Genomic DNA, 20,113 nt, shown 5'->3' on the forward strand with positions numbered 1-20,113 from the left:
GGGCGATCCACCGGCGGAGCCGAGGGGCGGACATGACCCAGACATTCACACTCCGGCGCGATGTGGCGGCGCAGCACGTCGATGTCGCGCCGGGCGGCGAGATCGTCCTCCGCGGCAAGCTGGTCTGCTCGACCGACGCCTCGATCATCGACGCGGCGACGACGACCTGGCCCGCCGGCGCGCCGGGCGGCGCGTCGGTCGACAGCGGCGGGCTCATCGACCTCGAGCAGGGCGGCTTCCACATGACGAGCCGCGACCCCGCGACCCACGAGGTCCACGCCATCGCGACCGGGGATCCGGCCCCCGCGTGCGCGCTCGCGGGCGTGGAGGCCCCGTGCCTTCCGCTCCGGCTCCTGCCGCTCGCGCGCTCGCGGCTCCAGACGGCGCAGGAGCTGGGCAGCTGCCTTCGCGGGGGCATCACGGTCGAGGTGCAGGACGCCGTGCTCCCGCCCGTCGCGCCCGCGGCCGTTCCTTACGTGCAGGGCGCGGCCGTGCTGCTCGGCGTCTCCGTGCTGGCGTCGATCGGGTGGGTCGTGCAGCGCCGGCGCGCCCGATCGCCGCGCGGCCGCCTGCTCGATCTTGCGAAGCGCACCCGGGCCAAGCTGAGGGCCACTGACCCGGTCGTGGCCGCGCCGCTCGTGCCGGCTGTGGAGGCCGCGCTGGGCGCGCTGAAGCGTCGGCGTGTGGACGCCGCCTCGACGGAGGGCAAGCGGGTCGCGGAGGTGCTGCGGCGGGTGGAGCTGCGCCTCGACGCGTCGGCCGTGGAGGCGCGCGCCGGCAGGGAGCAGCAGGCGGCGGACGAGCTCGTCCGCGAGATCGAGAGCGCGCTCGAGGCGGTCGACGAGGTGGACGGCGCGCGGCGCGGGCGGGCCTGAGGTCGACCAGCCCCCGCCGGAGGTCTGCGCGACGCTGCTGTCGCGCGGCGTCCATCTCGCCTCCATCCGCGCGATGCACCGGCTGCTCGCCGCCTCCGGCGAGCGAGGCGAGCGGCGCGCCCAGCGTGCGCCGATGAAGCACGCCAAGCCGGCGCTCACCGCCGCGGCCCCAACCAGATCTGGACGTGGGACATCACCAAGCTGCGCGGGCCGCTGCCTGGGGTCTTCTACTTCCTGTACGTCGTCCTCGACCTGCTCAGTCGCATGACCGTCGGCTGGAGCCGGAACGCGCCTCTCTGCGCGATCCACTCATAGGATTCTCGTCCGGCCTGTCTCAATCCTGTTGGCATTTTCCGCCCTCTCTGTGCCAGTGTTGGGTGAGAAACACGAGCAATGAAACCGCGCAAAATGGCGTTGTGTCGCGGTCGCTTCATGGCGTATAAATCTAGTCGAAGGACCACATGATTTTCCAGGGATAGCATGGGTGTCCGGACAAGGTTTCGGACTCTGCGAATGGCACTACGTGATCCTGTGTGATCGGTTGCGAATGTCGTTGTCTCCCCTGGTCTCAATGCGCGACAGAGAGTCCCTGACAGGCGAGTCGCTTCGTGTGCATCTTCGGGAAACATTGGAAACATCTATGAAAAATTCAAAGCAGAATCAGTCCTCTCGTTGGTTCATACTGGCGTTCGCGTCAGTCGCGCTGGCAGCCTGTGGCGGTGATGACGACACCACAGGGGCCTCGAGCAGCTCATCGTCTTCTAGCAGCTCTTCATCCTCCAGCTCCAGCTCCAGCTCCGGCTCCGGCTCCAGCTCGTCGTCGAGCAGCTCCAGCTCGTCGTCGAGCAGCTCCAGCTCGTCGTCGAGCAGCTCCAGCTCGTCGTCGAGCAGCTCCAGCTCGTCTGGCGGCGATCTCGCATTGGTGGTCGCCATTGACTCCGGTAGTAATTCGAGCTCAATGGTTGATGGCGTAGAGTACCAGGCGGACAAATACTCTAGCGGTGGTTCGACCAACAGCACGCAAGACTCTGTCGTTGGTGGGCAGCTTTATCAAACAGAGCGGTATGGTTCATTCAAGTATGAAGTCCCGGTTACCGCCAATGGCAGGTACACCGTGAAGTTGCATTTTGCGGAAATCGATAAAACCAGCGCTGGCTCGCGCAAGTTTAGCGTTGCGGTTGAAGGCAACACGGTTGTCAGTGATCTGGATATTTATGCCGAGGTTGGTCATGACGTGGGCTACACGGAGACCTTCGCGGATATTGCGGTGAATGACGGCAGCGTCACGATTGAGCTGATTAAGGGTGTGGAGAGCCCGACCATCGCAGGATTTGCCATTTTCTCCAACGATGGAGAGTTGGATACGACGGTCACGCCCGACCCCCTCCCCGATTTCTCCAAGTACTCAGCCTACACTCAGCAATACACTGAGAAGACCGTGATCAATTCGAATCACGCGACGGGCCACGTCGGTGAGTTCTTCTTCACTCACTGGAAAGACGGCGGCTCTACGTCTTTGACCGTGGACCCGAATGGCGAATTCAGCGTGACCTGGCAGGGCGGCGGCTATAACTATGTCGGTGGTCCAGGATGGCATTACGGAGATGAGAAGAGGGTGATCGGCTACCGCCTCAATAACGACAGCGGCGCGAGCTATATCGCTTTGTACGGCTGGGGGTACGACAAGACCATGCCCACTTCCAACGCGGCACACCTGGTGGAGTATTACATCCTGCAGCGATGGAGTTATGATCCCAGCCAGGGCGCTACCGCTGGCAAGACCTTCACGAGCGATGGAGTTCAGTATTCCACGTACCGCTCGACGCGGCAGCAGCAGCCCTCTATCAATGGTCGCTCCACCTTCTACCAATACTGGAGCAAGCCTGCTCAGCCGCAGGCTCTCGGGCAGGATCACAAGATCGTATTCGCCGATCACGTGAAGGCATGGGCCGACAACGGCTGGATCCTTCCGAACACGAACAACCTGGACGCGAGCGACGATCCCACCTATCAGGTCCTGGCCGTCGAGGTGTTCAACCCCGGTAGCAATGGAACTGCGTCTGGTCGCGTCTGGAACGCGACGCCCTGATCCAATGCCTCGATGGCGCCGTGCTCGACGCCATCGAGGCTCTCCGCTTCGCTCCGACCCGCTTCGCGGGCGGCCTCCGCCCAACAGCCGGCGCCGACCGACGGTGCCGAGCGATTCGCGCGCGTGCCCGCCGCAAGACCGCGACGCGTCGCTCAGCGGATCGGGCCGGCGATCTCCGGGCGCGGCGCCGGGGCCGCCTTCGCCGCGGGCTCGAGCGGCGCGCAGCCGTCGGCGGCGAAGGGGCCGATCGCCGGCTCGCCCTCGACGAACGCCGAGATGCGGCGCATCCGCTCGGCGAACGCCGCCTCGGTCTCGGCGCGCCGCGGGTCGGCCGCGAGCGGGACGGTCCCGAGGCCCTCGCTGCGCACGGGGCAGATCTCCGCGAGGGGCGGCGCGCCCCGCCGCAGGCGCAGGCGCGCAAGCATCGCGAGCTCGACCGCGGGGCCGGTCCTCTTCACCTTCATGAGGAAGTTGCCCAGGCTGTAGAAGATGGGCCGGCCGCGGCGGAGCTCGATGCCCTGGAGCACGTGCGGGTGGTGGCCGAGGAAGGCGTCGGCGCCCGCGTCGATGGCGGCGCCGGCGAGCGCGCGCGCCTGGGGCAGCGGGGTGTCCAGGTACTCGGTGCCGCCGTGGTAGCTCACGACGACAGCGTCCACGCCGGGCTGCTTGCGCGCGGCGCGCACCGCGGCGGCGAGCCCGTCCCGCTCCGCGCCCGCGACGAACTCCCGCGCCGGGTGCTGCCAGAGCGAGCCCTGGTTCCAAATGCCGGTCACGGCGAGCAGCGCCACGCGGAAGCCGCGGCGCTCGACGACGGCCGGCGCGTACGCCTGGAGCCGCGTCCGGCCGGCGCCCACGTAGGCGACGCCCGCGCGCTCCAGGTGGCCGAGCGTCTCGAGGAACGCGCCCTTGCCGTAGTCCCACATGTGGTTGTTCGCGAGCGACACCACGCCGATGCCGGCGCGCGCGAGCGCGTCCGCGCCGGCCGGAGGGCCCGTGAACACGAGCGGCTGGCGCGCGTGCTGGGTCTCTCCGCCCTGGTCGCTGAGCTGGTTCTCGAGGTTGACGAAGCGAACGTCGGCGGACGCGAACAGGGCCGCGACGGAGGCGAACGGATCGTACGCCGGATCGCGGAGCAGCTCCTGGCCGAGCGCCTTGCCGAGGCAGACGTCGCCGCCGGCGAGGAACGTGATCGCGGCGGTGGCGTCTGCCAGCGCGGCGGTGGCGGCCGGCGCGGCGGTGGCGGCCGGCGCGGCGGCGGCGGCAGCTGGCGCGGCGCGGGCCTCCCGGGTCGCCTCCGCGACGTCGCGGGGCGCGGCCGGCGCGACGACGGGCGGAGGCGCGAGCCCGGCGCCCACGTTGGCAGGCCGCTCGCAGCCGATTTGCGCGGCCGCTGCGCACATCGCGAGGAAGAAAGGGGCAGGGCGCATCGCGAGCGGCGTCTCTACGCGCATTATCCACGGGCCCGCGGCCGCGCCCAAGTATCCGGTGGTACGCCCGCAGACGTTCGTGCCACCATCGCCGCGCGTTGAGCAGGCCCAGGGGAGCCGCGGCGTCGATCGGCGGCCGCGCTCTCTCGATGGACGTCCGGCCCGCTCCAGCGCGACCTACTCGGGATTGGACGCGCGCTCGTGCGCGGGTTGCTTGGAAGGCCTTATCTCCATGGTAAATCGAAGACGTGAGACTCCCTCGGGCTCGACGCTGCTCTCCTCGCGCGGCGCGACGCCGTCGAGCACGCGCATCGTGCCGGGCCCCGCGTCGCGCGCGGCGGACGAGGCGCGCGACGAGGAGCGCAAGGACGGCTGGGGCTTTGCCGACACCCGGTTCGTCGTCAAGCCGAGCGGCAGCGTCGTGCTCACCGGCACGCGGTACAGCATCAGCAACGTCGAGCTGCCGTCGCTGCTCCCGTGGATGTCGGCCACGCTCGCCGCGCCGCTCTCCTACGAGAACCGCAACGAGCCGCACTACCCGCCTCGGATCCCCGACGCCAAGGTCGCGAGCGAGCTGCTCGCCGCGCTCCGCGGCTTCCTGGCGGACGATCAGATCTCGCAGGATCCGCTCGTGCGCCTCCGGCGCGGCCACGGCCACACCGGGGCCGAGATCTGGGCGATCCGCTACGAGCGCCTCGAGCGCGTCCCGGATCTCGTCGTGTTCCCCGCGTCGCACGACGACGTCGTGCGCGTCACCGAGATCGCCAAGCAGCACGGCGCGTGCCTCGTCCCGTTCGGCGGCGGCACCAACGTCACGGACGCCCTGCGCCTGTCAATCCACGAGGAGCGGACCGTGATCGCGGTCGACATGCGGCGCATGAACAGGATCCTCTGGCTCGATCCCGTGAACCGCATGGCCTGCATCGAGGCGGGCGCGACAGGGCGGCACATCGTCGCGGAGCTCGAGAAGCACGGGCTCACCATGGGGCACGAGCCCGACAGCCTCGAGTTCTCGACGCTCGGGGGCTGGATCGCGACGAACGCGAGCGGGATGAAGAAGAACCGTTATGGCAACATCGAGGATCTCGTCCTCGACATGCAGGTCGTGACCGCGCATGGCGTGGTCGAGCGGCCGCACGTCGCCCCGCGCGAGAGCGTCGGCGCCAACCCGAAGAACTGCATGTTCGGCAGCGAGGGCAACTATGGAATCGTGACCAGCGCTGTCGTCAAGCTGTTCCCCCTGCCCGAGGTCCAGCGCTACGGCAGCGTCATCTTCCCCGACCTCGCGCGCGGGCTCGCGTTCCTCTATGACCTGCAGGGCGCCGGCGCGCTGCCCGCGAGCGTGCGCGTCATGGACAACACGCAGTTTCACTTCGGTCAGGCGCTCAAGCCGAAGAAGTCCGGGGTGCTCGCCCGGGTGAAGAGCGAGGCGGAGAAGCTCGTGGTGACCCGGATCAAGGGCTTCGATCCGCACCAGCTCGCCGTCGCCACCATCGTGTTCGAGGGGACGAAGGAGGAGGTCGACTTCCAGGAGAAGACGCTCTACCGCATCGCGGCGCAGCACGGCGGGATGAAGGCGGGCGCGGCCAACGGCGAGCGTGGCTATCAGCTCACCTTCGGCATCGCGTACATCCGCGATCTCACGTTCGAGCACTGGGCGATCGCGGAGAGCTTCGAGACGAGCGTCCCGTGGAGCCGCGCGCTCGAGCTCTACGACCGGGTGCGCCAGCGCGTCCTGCGCGAGCACGAGCAGCGGCGCCTGCCTGGCAAGCCGTTCTTCACCGGCCGCATCACCCAGGTCTACCCCACGGGGGTCTGCATCTATTTCTATCTCGGCTTCTACGCCAAGGGCGTCGACGACCCCGTGCGCCATTACGCCGAGATGGAGCACGCCGCGCGAGAGGAGATCCTCGCCGCCGGAGGGTCGCTGTCCCACCATCATGGGATCGGCAAGATCCGGCAGGATTTCGTGAAGGACATCTACTCGGACGGCGCGCGCGCCTTCATGCGGCAGGTGAAGCAGGCCGTCGATCCGGACAACGTGTTCGGCGCGGCGAACCACGGCGTGCTCGGCGAGGTCGCGCTGTCGAGCGCGGAGGAGCAGGGGCGAGCGCCCTCGCCTTGACCTGGGCGGCGCGGCCGCCGGCGGGGCGCGACGCTGCTGGAAGCGCCGCGCCAGCGGCCAGCTCCGCGGGGCAGAAATCCTGCCAGGATTCCTGAGACGATGCGGTGGGGTTGGACGAAATCTCAATAATTTCAGATGATTCTGGCTGATCCGCAGCCGGGCGACTCTCCAGCGTGGCCCAACGCGGGCCCAACGCGCCGCCGGCAGCCGTCGCGTCGCCCCGTGCGGGCTGGCCGGCGTCGTCATCAACCGCGCGCGGTGCTCGGTCGGGCAGCGCGCGGACAAGGGATGCGTCGTCTCTCGGCGACGGCGAGCCCGCCTCCAGTCCCCCGGACGTGGGAGCACCTCCACCTACATGGCTACCCTTGCCCCGCAGCTCGGGGATCGCCTCGTCCAGGGGCGCGAAGTCCCCCAAGCCGAGCTCAGCGACCTTGCGCGCCGCGCGCTTGTAGTTGTGGATCTGACGGCTCGACTTATGTCCGGTCCGATCGGAGATCCACGTCTCCGTGCGGCCGTTCGCGAGTTTGATTGTGATGAAAGTCGCGCGGGTATCGTGTAAGCGTATATTCAGTCTCGAATCCGTGGTCTCGAACAGTTCAGGCCAATCGATGCCGGCGCGGCGCAGGTGATTTCGAAAGTTCTTCGCTCCATTGCGCCCTGGCAGGGGCCCGCTCGGTCCAATGAAGACACGATCCTTCGGTGGACATAGAGCGAAATAGGCGCGAAGCGCGCGCACGACGTCGGGTGAGAGTGCCCAGGCGCGTGGATCATCCGTCTTGTTCTCATCGAGCACCACGGCGCCGCGCTCGAGATCGAGATCGGATAGCTCTAGCCTTCCAGCCTCGTCTGCCCGCATTCCCTCCCGGATCAGGAAGCCATAATAGATCCGATAGGACAGTGGAATATCGACCGCCGCCATGAGACGCCTGTCCTCGTCGGGGTAGAGAGAGCCTTTGGCCTTGTTGTCGTCCGCCTTGGGGATCCAGCCACGCGGTAGCGGATTATTGGCGATGATCCGTGCCGGATAGGTTGCGAGTGCGAGTATCCTATGAATGACTTTTGCGATGCCTTGGCGCGATGAAGCCTCAAGGTGCCCCGGTAGCATGGAGATCGCCCGATCCGCGTGATCAATTGTTAAACGAGGGAGAGGGATAGGACCGAGTACACCCAGAACATGGTTCACCTTGTGTCGGTATGGTTCCGGACGACGGAGCGCTTTCACATGAAGCGGGTACTGCTCGGCGAGCCTTCCAGAAACAACCAACTCAGCGAACTCAGCGAAGGTTGTTTCCCCGGACGCGCGAGCACGCGCTTCGCCCCAGCAGAGCTGCTCAATGGCAAGCCGGACGTCACGGAGTGCGCTGCCCTCGCGCGCAGCAGCCTGCTCCAGCAGCGCCAAGCCGAGCACGATCTGGCCGGCTGCGAGCAGGGGCCCGGCGAGCTCGGACAGCACCTCCAGGCGCGCGTTGGCTTCTTGCTCGGTCCGGCACGTCGGCAACTTGAACGTGGGTCGACCGGCCTCGCCGAGGCTGAGGCGCGCGGTCCACGTCTTCCCGCGCAGCCGGACGGACCCGGAGCCGTTGGTGCGCTTTTCTCCTGCTGGCCTGCCAGGGGCGCGAACGGCCAGCTTCGGGCGCTCCCTCGTGCTGACCGAGCCCGGTGAGTCTGCAACGGGCGCAGCTGCCTCCGCCACTGGAGAGGGGCGCCCCCCGGAGCGGCTCGAACGCAAACGCCGATCGGTCGACGCTGGTGCAGGGAGGGATGAGGCAGGGGACGAAGCCGAGCGCTTGGCGCGCGCCCGTCGCTGGGGTACGTCGGTCATGGGTCGGTCTCCGGTGATGCGGGGGTCGATCAAGGGCCCGTCCGGCGTGCCACCGCCGAGCGGGCCCGCTCTACTTCGGCGGCAGCCTAGCACGGCATGTACCTGCGGGAGGAACGCTCGCCCGGCCGGTGCGCGGACATGGGACAGATTCGAGGCCGGCAGAGGCCAGCACGGCGGCAACCCGCGTGCGCTCATCGGCCTCTACGGTACGGCGCGATTCTGGGTCACTGGCCAATGCCTGGAGGTAGGTGACGAACGTCTCGCGCTGGACGAGGCGCAGCTTGCCAAGCCTCGTGACCGGGAGCGGGAAACCCGGCCCGCGGATCGTGTCGAGGAAGACGCGTGCCGGGATCCCGGTGACCGACTCGACGTTCTTCTGTGAGAGCATCTCCGGCTGCGGCGCAGTGAGCGTGAGCCCGTCCAGCGGGATCGCGAGCGTCGCCGTTGCCGTGACGGGCTGGGCAAGCCCCCTCGGGGGGCACGATCCTCGGGCGGGCACGTCCGGGAATGTTCTCTCGACCATGCGCGTGCCGTTGTCCGCCTGACGAAGCGCAAGGGGTGCCGATACACGGGCGAGAGCCGCTCGTGTCATGATATACCTCCATCCGTGTTGGGTTCGTTCGCAACCGTGACCGACGCTGCCGGAAGGGGCACGAAACGGTAATTCTGCGTCGCTGGTAACTCGCCACGAGTTACCCAGAAACCCGCCCGGGAGAAACACCATGTCGCATCGCGGGGTTAGGTGTTCTGGAAAGAGCCGCTGAGGGGCCGAAAAAGGGGGAAAACGAAAGGGTCAATTTGGTAATTCTGCGCTCTCCGTCGGCGCCGCGCGTGGAGGCAACATGGAGGGGGGCGCCAAGATCGGCGCGTCGCGCAGAACGCGGCCCGCGTGCACCCGCGAGCGAGCTCGGCTCACTTCGGCGGTGACCTACCACACTATGCACTGCCGACGGATCACACGTTCGCTCGGCCCATCGGGGCGCGCGGAGACAGGGGCAAGGTCAACGGACACAGAACGGTTGCGACCCGCTGGCCGGGAACGAGGAGCGGCGGATGAGCACCGCGGGCGCTGGTCAGACTGTCGAAGGGTCGGCGTCGGGCCGCGATGGCGCCCCGAGGAGGTGCGTCCGGCTGAGGAGCCCCGGCACCGGCCGGCGGCTCGTCAGCCGCTACGAGCACATCTTCGCCTGATGTGCGCTGCTCCTATCGGGGGAGCGAATCGCCTCGACGCGGTCGCCGTCCTGCCCCAACACCATGCGGCCATCGTGGTTCCAGCCGATGCCGCCCTTGTCCGGCGGTTCCCGATCATGGCCAACGCCCTCCAGCGTGAGCTGGTCCTCGTCGAGGTAGCCAATGCCGATCGGGTCGCCGCCGTGCCTGGGCTGCCGTGGCGCGTCCCGATCACGCCGTCGTGCGCGCTGACCTCCCGTACCGGCGCAATCCACTCAATCTGGGGTCTTGCGAGGCTCAGCCGAGAACCGCGCTCGTGGTCGTCGAGGCAGTGTGCGCGCCGTCATGCGCGCGTTCACGCTCGGATTGCCCTCTCCTCGCCGCACCTTCATCATAGACGGCCAATGGCGCCTCGGGCGAGCACATCGCGCGGCGCTCGGTGCCGGTCAGGGAGGACACGCCCGAGCGCGCGATCCTGTACGATCGCTACGAGTACGATGCGGCGGGCCGCGAAGTGCGCCATACGACGCCGTGGAACGCGGTCACGACGACGGCGTACGATGGCCTTCGCGTGCGCGTCACCGACCCGCTCGACCATGTGACCGTGGCCGAGCAGGACCCGCTGGGGCGCATCAAGACCATCACCGACGCGGCCGACGGGATCACCCGTTACGCGTACGGCCCCTTCGGCCTGCTGAATACGGTCACCGATCCGGGCGAGGCGGTGACGCGCACGACGCGCGACGCATTCGGCCGCGTCCGGCAGCTCGACGATCCCGATCGGGGCACGACGGTCTCAATCCATGACGGCTTCGGCGAGCTGATTTCGTCGACCGATGCGCTCGAGCGAAAGGCCACGTGGACGTACGACGCGCTCGGTCGACCCCGCTCGCGTGTGGACCAGGACGGCGGCGAGCGCCTGACGACCACGTGGACATGGGACACCGCGGCGCACGGCGTCGGCAAGCTCCACACGCTCGCGAGCCCCGACGGGGAGAAGACGTACGGGTACACCGGCCGCGGCCAGCTCGACACGATCGCGCTCCGCATCGACGGCGAGCGCTCTCCACTGGATGCCAGGCTGGGCTACGACGAGCTCGGCCGCGTCGAGACGGTCGCGTACCCGGCGCCGGCCGGCGCGACGCCGTTCGTCGTGGCGCACGGCCACGACGCGCACGGCCACGTGATCGCCGTGCGCGACAGGGGAACGAACCTCGCCTACTGGCGCTTGACGGACGTGGACGATGCGGGGCGCTTCCGGAAGGAGGTGTTCGGCAACGGCGCTGTCACGGAGCGGAGCTACTTCGCGGACAAGCAGCGCCTGAGGCACATGGCGACGCAGAGCGGCGCGGGGGAGGTGCAAGACCTGGACTATGGGTTCGACGATCTCCTGAATCTCACGCGCCGCACCGATGCGCTCCAGCCCGAGAACACGACGGAGCGCTTCCGGTACGATTCGCTCCATCGGCTGACGTGCGCGTACTTCGGCGATATCGAGAGCTCGGCGGCGCCCTGCGCGCTCCGCTACGACTACCGCCCGAACGGCAATCTCACCTTCAAGTCGGACGTCGGTGACCTCTCGTATGACGACCCGCTGCACCCGCATGCGATCACCGGCGCCGGTACGGACACCTTCGCGCATGACGCTGTCGGCAATCAGACGGCGCGGCCCGGCGGCACGACGGTGCGCTATACGCCGTTCGATCTGCCGGAGCGCATCACGCAGGGTGCGAGCACGATTACGTTCGGCTACGACGGCGACCAGCAGCGGATCCGCAAGACCACGCCGGAAAAGGAGACGCTCTACTTTGGCGATCTGTACGAACGGGTCACCGATGCGGCGTCAGGCGCCGTGGAGCATCGGTACCACGTCCACTCGCCGGAGCGCGTGGTGGCGATCGTGACCCGGGGAGGTTCGGACGAAGGCACCCGCTACGTGCATGTCGATCACCTCGGCTCGATCGATGCGCTCACCGACGAGGACGGCGACGTGATCGAGCGGCGGAGCTACGACCCGTTCGGGCAGCGCAGGAACCCCGTGTGGGGAGAGCGCCCGCCTGCGTCGTTTCCGAGCGAGACGACGCAGGGGTTCACCGGGCACGAGAGCGACGACGAGCTCGGGCTCGTGAACATGAAGGGCAGGATCTACGATCCAAGGATCGGACGGTTCTTGACGACGGACCCGATCATTTCTCTCGCCTTCTTCGGCAAGTGCGGCACGATTACCTGACAGCAAAAAAGTAGGACCATGTAGGTCCGAGGGACTAACAGCGGCACGCGTGCGAGACTTGGGAGGGGCCGCAGCAGGTTCGGCACGTGGCTTCGTCGAGGTGTACCCGCTGGCTACCCCCGTGCAGATGAAATTCCCTCTGGTATGAGGGCAAGCGCCGGACCGAGGCGGTTGAACAGCTGACGAAGCTCGCCTGCAGCTCAATTTCTCGTTGGGTAGCCAAATTTAGTCAGGCTCCCAGTACGGTAGCGATGAATTCCCCGGGTCGTCAACTATGATGGCCACGCTCTGCGCAGCTCTGGTCACCGCCACGTAGAATTTTGCAGCCGCAATTGGTTCCAAATGGGCACCTGACCGCACGAAACTCGTGATGCCACTAGTCGGCACGATCAATACGCGCTCGCACGTCATTCCCTTCGCGAGCCGAAAATTCATGTAGTCAAGGTCGAAAGACTTACCCGAATTGGCACTGTCTCGCAGGCACTGCGGTCGGAACCGACTCACATATTTATCGACGTGCTCGCGGCGAAGTAGAAACACGCCATCATGCCCGGTTACAGTGGAATTCACCGAGCGTGTTGTAGGAAAGGACCAGCTGGAGTCGAAAATCGTATCAGAGAACTCTGCAATTTGGGGATGGCAGCGCCATGTGGTGGCATTCTCAGAGATTGTCACCACGCCGCGCGCCTCGCGTTCACGAAACCACTTGACAGCTTCGGCATACGCATACCTCTTATTCTTGCTGCTGCGTGGGTTGGTAGCAAGCACCGACTGCCGGATATCGCCTACCATTCTAATATCAATGGCTGAAGCGAGAAGCACGTCGACGATTTCCCAATCATGACTACTGAGGTCTTGAACTTCGTCGATAAGGATCTCATCGTAGATGCACTCAAGCCGGCGCAGGAGAGATCCCCGACTATCTCTAACCAGCTCATGTGCCAAGCGACCCAGTTCGCATTTGTAGACAGCACCGTTCGAATCCAGAAAGCGGTTGCGACCCGTGGCCTTACGATGTGGCTGTCCATCAAAGTTGAAGCCGCAGACCCTCTCACCGCGGAACTTGAATGGCAGAAAGGGCCGTGCGAAATCACGCAACAGAAAGGTGAACCAGCCCATGACCGTAATTCCAGGATGTCCGGCTGTGTATTTCGCGAGACGACTGCGAAGCTCCGCTTGGTTCGTTTGCGTGTACGTTAGCACTAGTGCACGCCGGTCACGCGGCAGCGCGGCACAGTGTTCTACGAGTCCCTGGGTCTTGCGAGAGCCCGCCACTGCGAGCGTGAGAAAGTTAGCCATGGATGAACACCGCTGCATCGAGCATGTACTTCGGTGGCTTGATCGGCTGCGGCGCGCTGGCGATACGAATGGCTGCCTCCGTCTTCTCGCGCTGCATCCACTTTTCCAAATCGGCGCTATTTGCAATGCCAAGAATCTCTCTGAGTACCTTCTCATCATTGTGATGAATCAACTGAGGCTCAAGGGTACGCCCTTGAGCTAGTGCTCCGATGAAGACGTCACGCTTGCCGCTCGCGAGCCACTGTTTAAGTGGGAGACGCAATTCGTCCGGTTCAGTACCGTCGTTGTCGCGAAGTACCGCTACGGTCTTATCAAGCGCGGCGCACAGCTCCAAGCAACGACTGAGCGACAGTCCGCGCATGCTGAGCACGTCAATCCCAAGTCCCATGGGTCGCACCTTGTATTTATCGCAGAATATCCGCTCGAAGATAATCTCATCGGAGGGGCCTTCGACGAGCACGAGTTTCTCCGCCAGAACCATGCGAAGCGTATCGTACCCGGGAAGTTTTCGAAAATAGGCCACTGTTTCAGCACTCAACTCGGACAATCTGCGAGAGTTGCCGCCACCAAGCAGATGAAGACTGTCTAGACCCAAGCGATTGATAATGAACGAGCTATGGGTCGCAATGAACAGTTGTTGACTATCGCCAGCAAGCGACTCCATGCGCGAAAGTAGAGTCGTGAGACTTGTGTGAGTTAGGTGATTTTCCGGCTCCTCGATCATCACGAACGCTGCACGCTCTGAGTGGCGGCTCATGGCCAACGAGATTTTAATCGCCGCCTGTTGCCCCTGTCCAGACATTGAGAATGGCACGTTGTTGACGTGCGGGGTGACCACTCCCTCCCAGGATGTACGGGCGCTCTGGTCCATCGCGAGAACGATTGGTTTGTTGTGAAGCGATGCATGCAGATCGGCTATTCGAGCATTAACGTTCGCGAGGGCACTGTCAGACATTGAGGCTTTCATTTTGCGGTAAGCGGTGGAGATCGCAGCTCGCTCAGCCGGTTGCAAGCCGTCGCCGAGAATGTTCCGCATATGATAGTCGACCCCTGATGAGGAGCGCACGGTGCGCGAGTCGATAATTGCTGTTGCCAACTGCTTTGGGCGGCTTGTAATTACCGCGTCGTCAAATGAGCGCCAATCCACCATGTAGTACTCAACCGGTAGGAGAGGAGATGCTTCCTTGGCCCACTCTTCACGCTCCGCATCATATTCTGGATCAGGCAGAATCCGCATCGCGATCCCTGGGCACGCATTCGTTGGGATGTCGGTATTGTGCGCCCCACAGAACTGTTGAAGTTCGTCGCCATTCTCAAGAAACAGTTCAATTCGGATCTCGGGCCATGGGACGCGATTGCCAGCTGCGCGTTGCCGAACGAAAGCGGCGACAAAATCGGTGTTGAACCAATACGGATTGAGTTCTTCGGAGGCCGTGCGGCCATTTATGCGCCCAGTTAGTACAAGGGCTATTGCCTCCATCAATGTTGATTTGCCACTCTCGTTGGCACCAGCAATTAGATTGAGCTTCCTGTTGGGCTTAAGCGTGAAGTCCTTGTAGATCCGGTAACCGTGGATCTTTATCTTCGTGATCACTGCGAACCTCCAATTGACGATGAAGCGTGACTATCACATGCACGGACTTCCCAGTTCGGACGCAGGAACGAAGGCTGCCGCCAGTGTGCCCAAGGGTCTTCGGATAGCTCGAGCGATGCCATTATGCCTAGCTCCGCCCAGCGCACGAACGAGGGCCCCGGCGAACCCGTTCGCCTGAACCCTGCCGAGTCCCCCCAGGGGTAGCGCCCTAGTACCGCCGCCGCTAGTCTGCCTAGTGTGCCGCCCACCCGTCGCGGCCGCGCCTCCTGAACTGCCCGCATCGGGACAATACTACAGGTATCTGCGGCTTCTGTAAGCCCGATCCTCGGCTCTGGCGAGCGTAGTCAAGCCAGGTCCGCCCCGCGCCAAGGGAGCCTCCGGCGAGTCAAGCGGCGCTCCGGGACGGACGAGGCTGGGTGCGGGGCGTTGCCGCCCGGTCCTTGGCTGCATCCCATTGGGAAAGCTCTCACTCCACGCCCATGAAAATTGATCGGACGTCGGCGCCGAGCTGCTGCTCCCTTATTACCGCGCGCTCTCACTGATGCGGCAGCCCACCGCACCGAGCACGATGCTTGATGGTGAGGGGTTCCGCCCAACGAGGCTGGCCATCAAGGAGAATGCTCGCTCCGCGTACGCGACCCGAGAGGACGACTCCAGAGCGCCGCGGCGCACGACGCATTACATCCGGCCCCTCAAGATTCTCATCGCAGCCCCCCTATGAGCACGGTTGCGTCGGCTCGGAGAAGCCCTTCCCGCGCGGGCGCTCCACTTCCGTCCATCGGTCGAAAATTACCACCCCTCGTCGCTCCCACGCCTGCCTCACGACGGGGTAGGTCCACCGCAGGAGCGGAGCAGCGGCGCGGTGCCGGCCACAAAATAGGTGACGAGGAGACCTGATCTTGGCGGACAGTCTCCTCGTCGTGCTCCGGTTCTTGTGCCCAGGAATCGAAGCGGTCGCAGTGTTATCCAGAGCGCCATCGACATCAAGCGCTGGCAGCAGCAGCCGCCCACGGTCGTCGAAGCGCGGCCTGCGCGCTGCCCCGTCTGCGGCGCTGCGAGCTGTCCGCTGGGCGGCGCCATCCGGCTCCAAGGCCACGGCAGGCGCGAGCGGCAGGTCTGGGGCCCCGCTACCCCAGACCATCCCCCCGAGGTGCTCTCGGTGACGGCCCGCCGCTACCGCTGCCTCGGTTGCCGCGCTGTGCTGCTCGTCGTTCCTCGCGGCGTGCTCGGCCTCCGCGTGTACAGCGCCGCCGCGATCGGCTTCGCCCTCGCGCTCTGGGGTCTGGCGCTCGCGACGGCGGCCGAGGTCCGTCGGCGCGTGGGCCCGGCGAAGATCCTCGGCGACAGCGCCGCCGCCGGCTGGGCCACGCTGCGCCGGTGGGCGCGCGACGTCGCGCAGCGACGTCTGTTTTCGGACGCCCCCGACCCAGGCCCGTCCGCCTCGCTCCGAAAGAGGGCAGCCGCCGTCGCGACATCGCTCGCGGCAAGCGCGGATCCGACGACCCGAGCGCTGCCGATCGAGCAGCGCGCCTTCTTCGGCGCCGCGCATGCGGCATGAGGGCCCCTGCCCCCGAGGAGCCCCGATCAACCAGCCCACCTGAGAGGATCCCTGCCGAAAACGCCGCCGATCCCGGACAAGGACCGCGCGCCAGCAAGGCGCAGAAAGGACCTGTCCGAATGGCCCTCGGCCCCGCCGACCACGCCGAGACCGTCGCGATCTATCGCGCCACGGTCATCGGCCCTCTCATGCACCGCGTGCTCACCCACGGCCAGCTCGCCGCCGCGCTGCGTGTGCTGAGCGAGCAGCGGTTTCGACCGCCGGGCGCACACAGCACGCGCACCTACTCGGTGCCCACGCTCGAGCGCTGGCTATATGCGTATCGCTCCGCTGGCCTCGACGGCCTGCGCCCACAGCCACGCAGCGATCGCGGCTTCGCGCAGGGCCTGTCGGAGGAGCTGCGCACGCTGCTGCTCGACATTCGGCGCGAGCATCCCGACGCCTCGGTGCCGCTCATCCTCAAGACGCTTGTCGACGAGGGGCGACTCGAGGCGACCCAGGTCTCCGAGCCCACCGTACGGCGACTGTACGCGGCGCACGGCCTTCGCCGCCGCGCCGCGCGTGCCGAGCAAGAGCCGAAGACGCGGCTGCGCTGGCAAGCCGAGCGCCCCGGCGCGCTCTGGCACGGCGACGTCTGCCACGTGACCGGTTGCACCGTCGGCGGCAAAGCGATGCCGCTCCGCATCCACGGGCTGCTTGACGACGCCTCTCGCTACGTCGTGGCGCTCGAGGCGCACACGACCGAGAAGGAGGTCGACATGCTCGCCATGACCGTCGACGCTCTGCGCCGCCACGGCAAACCCGACGCGCTCTATCTCGACAACGGCTCCACCTACCGCGGCGACGTCCTCAAAACCGCGTGCGCGCGGCTCGGCATCACGCTCCTGCACGCCAAGCCGTACGACCCAGAGGCGCGCGGGAAGATGGAGCGTTTCTGGCGCACGCTGCGCGAAGGGTGCCTTACCTACCTTGGCGCTGTGGCGTCGCTCGCCGACATCAACACGACGCTCCGCGCCTTCCTCGACAGGCGTTACCACACGGCGCCGCACGCGGGCCTGCTCGGCCAGACCCCGGCGAAGGTCTATGCGGCCCGCCCCGCCGCCGAAGGCGTCGTCGACGAAAAAGCGCTGCGCGTCGCGCTCACCGAGCGCACCCGACGCCGCGTCTCGGGCGACAACATCGTCTCTGTCGACGGTGTCGCCTGGCAGCTCGATCAGGGCTACCTCGCCGGCCAGATCGTCTCCGTCGCCCGGTGCTTCGTCGCGCCCGACGAGCCGCCGTGGGTCGAGCACGAGGGCAAGCGCCTGGTGCTGCATCCGGTCGACCCGCAGCGCAACGCGCGGCGCAAGCGGCTGCCGTGCGGCGGGCCTGTGGTGGACAAGCCGACACGACCCGTGGACTTCAACCCCGCGCGAACGCTCGGCCGCTCGCTGGGCACTGGCGCCGACACGAGCGAGCGCGGAGGTGAGACGTGAGCGAGTCCTACGTCCGCTTCTTCACCCTGTCCGCCGCCCCCTTCTCCAAGGAGATCCAGGACGGCGACCTGTGGCTGCCGCCCTCCAAAGAGCAGCTCGTCGAGGAGGTGTGCGAGGCCGTGCACGAGCACGCCCAAGTGCTGCTGGTCGGCGAGCCCGGCGCCGGCAAGACGTGTGTGCTGCGGGCAGTGCGTCATCGGTTGCCGCAGGCAGGCTTCCGGCTGACCTACTGCCACAACGCCACGCTGGGCCGCCGCGACTTCTATCGCCAGCTCTGCCATGCACTCGGCCTCAACCCCGCTGCGACCGCGGCGGCCGTCTTCTACGCTGTCAGCGCGCATATCGAGACCCTCGGCCGCGAGCGGATTCACCCGGTTTTCCTGCTGGACGAAGCGCACCTGCTCCACCAAGACACGCTTGATCATCTCCACATCTTGTTGAACTACGAATGGGATAGCCGCGCCCTGTTGTCGCTGATTCTGGTAGGGCTCTCCGACCTCCAAGACCGGCTTGAGCTGCGCAAAAATCGCTCGCTGTATTCGCGCATCGAGCGGCGTCTGTCGATCGGTGCGATGGTCCCCGACGATACTGGAGAGTACGTGCGGCTCCGGATGAGCCGCGCCGGCGCCGACCGCGACGTCTTCACCGCGGACGCTCTGATGCTGCTCCACGAGGCGGCTGGATCGAGCCTGCGCGAGATCGACCGCATGGCCACCGCCGCGCTGCGCGAGGCGGCGCGACGGAAAAAGAAACTCGTCGAGCGTGACGTGATGGCGCGCATTGTCGGCGACCTGGCAACGGACGGCAGCTGACGCTGACCGACACGACGGGCCCCCCTCGGCGCTGGCGAACGAACACCTCGCCGGCGCCGACGGCCACGAACCATGATGGCCATTGCGAGCCGCCCTGAGGCGCGCGTCCGAGCGATGGCCATCGCCCTCCTTCACCGCAACCGTGCACGCCCGCGATGGCCATCAAGCGGCTTGCTCGGCGGACCATCAGCCAGCCTGAGCGTCAACATCCCTACACGTTGACGGGGCGATCCGCTGCGCATGCATGGACCCCTGGGCTCCCGCTGGGAGACCCCGGCTCCCTTGACCTACATATGGATCAATGGTGCGTGTAGTGCCCGGTAATTTGGCCTTGCCTGGCGTGACTGCGACATCCACCCACGCCCCTCAGGAGGCCACGGGATTTCTCTTGACAAGACGCTGGTCGCTGAAAGCGAACTGGATCGCAGTCGATCTATCGTGTTCGTCCGTGGGTTGAGGATCCGAGCTGTGACCACGCCACCAAATTTCCAGGAAGAGCACAACTGCTCCCGCGTCCCCGTCAGCCGCGACGTCGACGACGAAGGGCCTCGATGGTGAGCTCGGCGCGGTCCTTGAGGCCGAGCCTTGACAGCGTGATTACTTCACAGCAAACAAGTGAGCGAACGTAGGTGCGACGGGGTCGGATTGGCGCTCCCCGCGAAGGTTCGCCGGAGGAGCGGCGGCGACCGCTCGAACGGCGGCGTCGCCGGCCAGGAAACATCGGCGAAGCGCCGCGTTGAGCATCGAGGTACGCGTGGGCGGAGCTCGTCCAGCTTGATGGCTAGCGGGTGGCCGGAGCCCCCACGCCCGAGACTCCCGTTCGCCCATCGCCCGCACCGGACCGCTCCAGGAGCACGGGAATTTGCCCACTTGATGAGGTTTGGTGCAGCATCGCGTGCATAAGCACCAGGAGCGGGAGCGATGGCAGCGCAGGTCCAATACGATCCACAGATCATCCATTAATTCGCATCGGGACTTTATCGCCAGGCGAACTCTATCATTGCAACTCATACTTTATTAGGTGGAGTCCTAGGGGCGCTTGTCGGCACCGGGGCCCGACTCATCACCAACGAAGCGATGATGGCCGTTATCGGCGCCGTGATCCTCGGTCTACTCGGCGGTGCACTCGGCTTGTCAATCGGTCGACAGAAATCGTTTAGCCTCAAACTCCAAGCGCAGACGGCATTGTGTCAGATGCAGATCGAGGCCAACACGCGCGTTGTGGCTCAGATGAGGGCGGCGTAACCTCCCCCCTCGCCGCGAGCGCGCGGGCCTCTACCGCATCTCAATATCTTTCTTCTCCGGAGGGAGCGGACCTGGGCAGCCGTCCGAGGCGTTGTGAATGTGCTGCTGAGCTTGCCGGAGATCGCGAGGAATGGCTGACGGCCGGCTGTTTCACCGCCCGGGCGGAACGGCGGTTTAAGGACCGCTCGTGGCGATCGTGGAGCGGCCTGCAGTGGAGTGCCGCTCTCGGCGGAACCATCACGGCACGTGGGCATGCGGCGCTGACGCAGGACAGGCGGACTCCCCTGCGCATGCGCTCCGGACCCGCCTGAGCGCGCGAGCGCACCCCTCACGCTACGTTGGCGCCCCGCCGGCAGCGCTCGGCCGTACGGCACGGCGGAGCGCGTCGTCGC

General features: G+C 66.1%; 13 protein-coding genes and 1 pseudogene. 8 read left to right on the forward strand and 6 right to left on the reverse strand.

Annotation, left to right across the window (positions count from 1 at the left end):
- Positions 1-32: 32 nt before the first annotated feature.
- The gene (locus tag WMF19_RS52085) at positions 33-875 is read left to right on the forward strand and encodes a hypothetical protein (RefSeq protein ID WP_437897153.1); all 843 of its coding nucleotides are present in this window, start codon (positions 33-35) and stop codon (positions 873-875) included.
- A 660-nt stretch (positions 876-1,535) separates the two neighbouring features.
- On the opposite strand, the gene WMF19_RS52090 is transcribed toward WMF19_RS52085, so the two are convergent.
- Positions 1,536-1,895: a hypothetical protein gene (locus WMF19_RS52090; protein WP_437901797.1), complete on the reverse strand. Its 360-nt coding sequence runs from the start codon at positions 1,893-1,895 to the stop codon at positions 1,536-1,538.
- On the opposite strand from WMF19_RS52090, the gene WMF19_RS52095 reads away from it, so the two are divergent.
- Positions 1,834-2,964 (forward strand): glycoside hydrolase family 11 protein, encoded by a 1,131-nt coding sequence (locus WMF19_RS52095; RefSeq protein ID WP_437897154.1) that lies wholly within the window; start codon positions 1,834-1,836, stop codon positions 2,962-2,964. The genes WMF19_RS52090 and WMF19_RS52095 overlap by 62 nt on opposite strands.
- 152 nt (positions 2,965-3,116) lie before the next feature.
- On the opposite strand, the gene WMF19_RS52100 is transcribed toward WMF19_RS52095, so the two are convergent.
- Positions 3,117-4,391 (reverse strand): CapA family protein, encoded by a 1,275-nt coding sequence (locus WMF19_RS52100; RefSeq protein WP_437897155.1) that lies wholly within the window; start codon positions 4,389-4,391, stop codon positions 3,117-3,119.
- A gap of 232 nt (positions 4,392-4,623) precedes the next feature.
- Between WMF19_RS52100 and WMF19_RS52105 the strand changes: the two genes are divergently transcribed.
- On the forward strand, positions 4,624-6,516 hold the full coding sequence (locus WMF19_RS52105; RefSeq protein ID WP_437897156.1) for an FAD-binding oxidoreductase: 1,893 nt from the start codon (positions 4,624-4,626) through the stop codon (positions 6,514-6,516).
- 448 nt (positions 6,517-6,964) lie between these two features.
- Here the strand turns inward: WMF19_RS52105 and WMF19_RS52110 are convergent.
- Positions 6,965-8,338: pseudogene (locus WMF19_RS52110) on the reverse strand (tyrosine-type recombinase/integrase); the annotation flags it as partial.
- 70 nt (positions 8,339-8,408) lie between these two features.
- Positions 8,409-8,930: a hypothetical protein gene (locus tag WMF19_RS52115; RefSeq protein WP_437897157.1), complete on the reverse strand. Its 522-nt coding sequence runs from the start codon at positions 8,928-8,930 to the stop codon at positions 8,409-8,411.
- Positions 8,931-9,391: 461 nt separating this feature from the next.
- Between WMF19_RS52115 and WMF19_RS52120 the strand changes: the two genes are divergently transcribed.
- A complete protein-coding gene (locus WMF19_RS52120; protein WP_437897158.1) occupies positions 9,392-9,529 on the forward strand; it encodes a hypothetical protein in 138 nt (45 codons plus the stop codon).
- 418 nt (positions 9,530-9,947) lie between these two features.
- Positions 9,948-11,738 (forward strand): RHS repeat domain-containing protein, encoded by a 1,791-nt coding sequence (locus tag WMF19_RS52125; RefSeq protein ID WP_437897159.1) that lies wholly within the window; start codon positions 9,948-9,950, stop codon positions 11,736-11,738.
- 225 nt (positions 11,739-11,963) lie between these two features.
- Here the strand turns inward: WMF19_RS52125 and WMF19_RS52130 are convergent, their stop codons facing one another.
- Together WMF19_RS52130 and WMF19_RS52135 are read right to left on the reverse strand one after the other, a co-directional pair.
- The gene (locus tag WMF19_RS52130; RefSeq protein ID WP_437897160.1) at positions 11,964-12,857 is read right to left on the reverse strand and encodes a UvrD-helicase domain-containing protein; all 894 of its coding nucleotides are present in this window, start codon (positions 12,855-12,857) and stop codon (positions 11,964-11,966) included.
- 172 nt (positions 12,858-13,029) lie between these two features.
- The gene (locus WMF19_RS52135; protein ID WP_437897161.1) at positions 13,030-14,631 is read right to left on the reverse strand and encodes an ATP-dependent nuclease; all 1,602 of its coding nucleotides are present in this window, start codon (positions 14,629-14,631) and stop codon (positions 13,030-13,032) included.
- A gap of 934 nt (positions 14,632-15,565) precedes the next feature.
- Between WMF19_RS52135 and WMF19_RS52140 the strand changes: the two genes are divergently transcribed.
- The 3 genes from WMF19_RS52140 to WMF19_RS52150 all read left to right on the forward strand — a co-directional run bounded on the left by WMF19_RS52140 (position 15,566) and on the right by WMF19_RS52150 (position 18,476).
- Positions 15,566-16,189, forward strand: coding sequence for a hypothetical protein (locus WMF19_RS52140; protein ID WP_437894230.1), 624 nt, complete (start codon positions 15,566-15,568; stop codon positions 16,187-16,189).
- A gap of 119 nt (positions 16,190-16,308) precedes the next feature.
- The gene (locus tag WMF19_RS52145; RefSeq protein ID WP_437894231.1) at positions 16,309-17,664 is read left to right on the forward strand and encodes a DDE-type integrase/transposase/recombinase; all 1,356 of its coding nucleotides are present in this window, start codon (positions 16,309-16,311) and stop codon (positions 17,662-17,664) included.
- Positions 17,661-18,476, forward strand: coding sequence for an ExeA family protein (locus WMF19_RS52150; protein WP_437894233.1), 816 nt, complete (start codon positions 17,661-17,663; stop codon positions 18,474-18,476). The genes WMF19_RS52145 and WMF19_RS52150 overlap by 4 nt, the downstream gene beginning before the upstream one ends.
- Positions 18,477-20,113 lie beyond the last annotated feature (1,637 nt).

It is taken from the genome of Sorangium sp. So ce124 (genome assembly GCF_051525235.1).
In the GTDB taxonomy this organism is placed as follows: Bacteria; Myxococcota_A; Polyangia; order Polyangiales; family Polyangiaceae; genus Sorangium; species Sorangium atrum.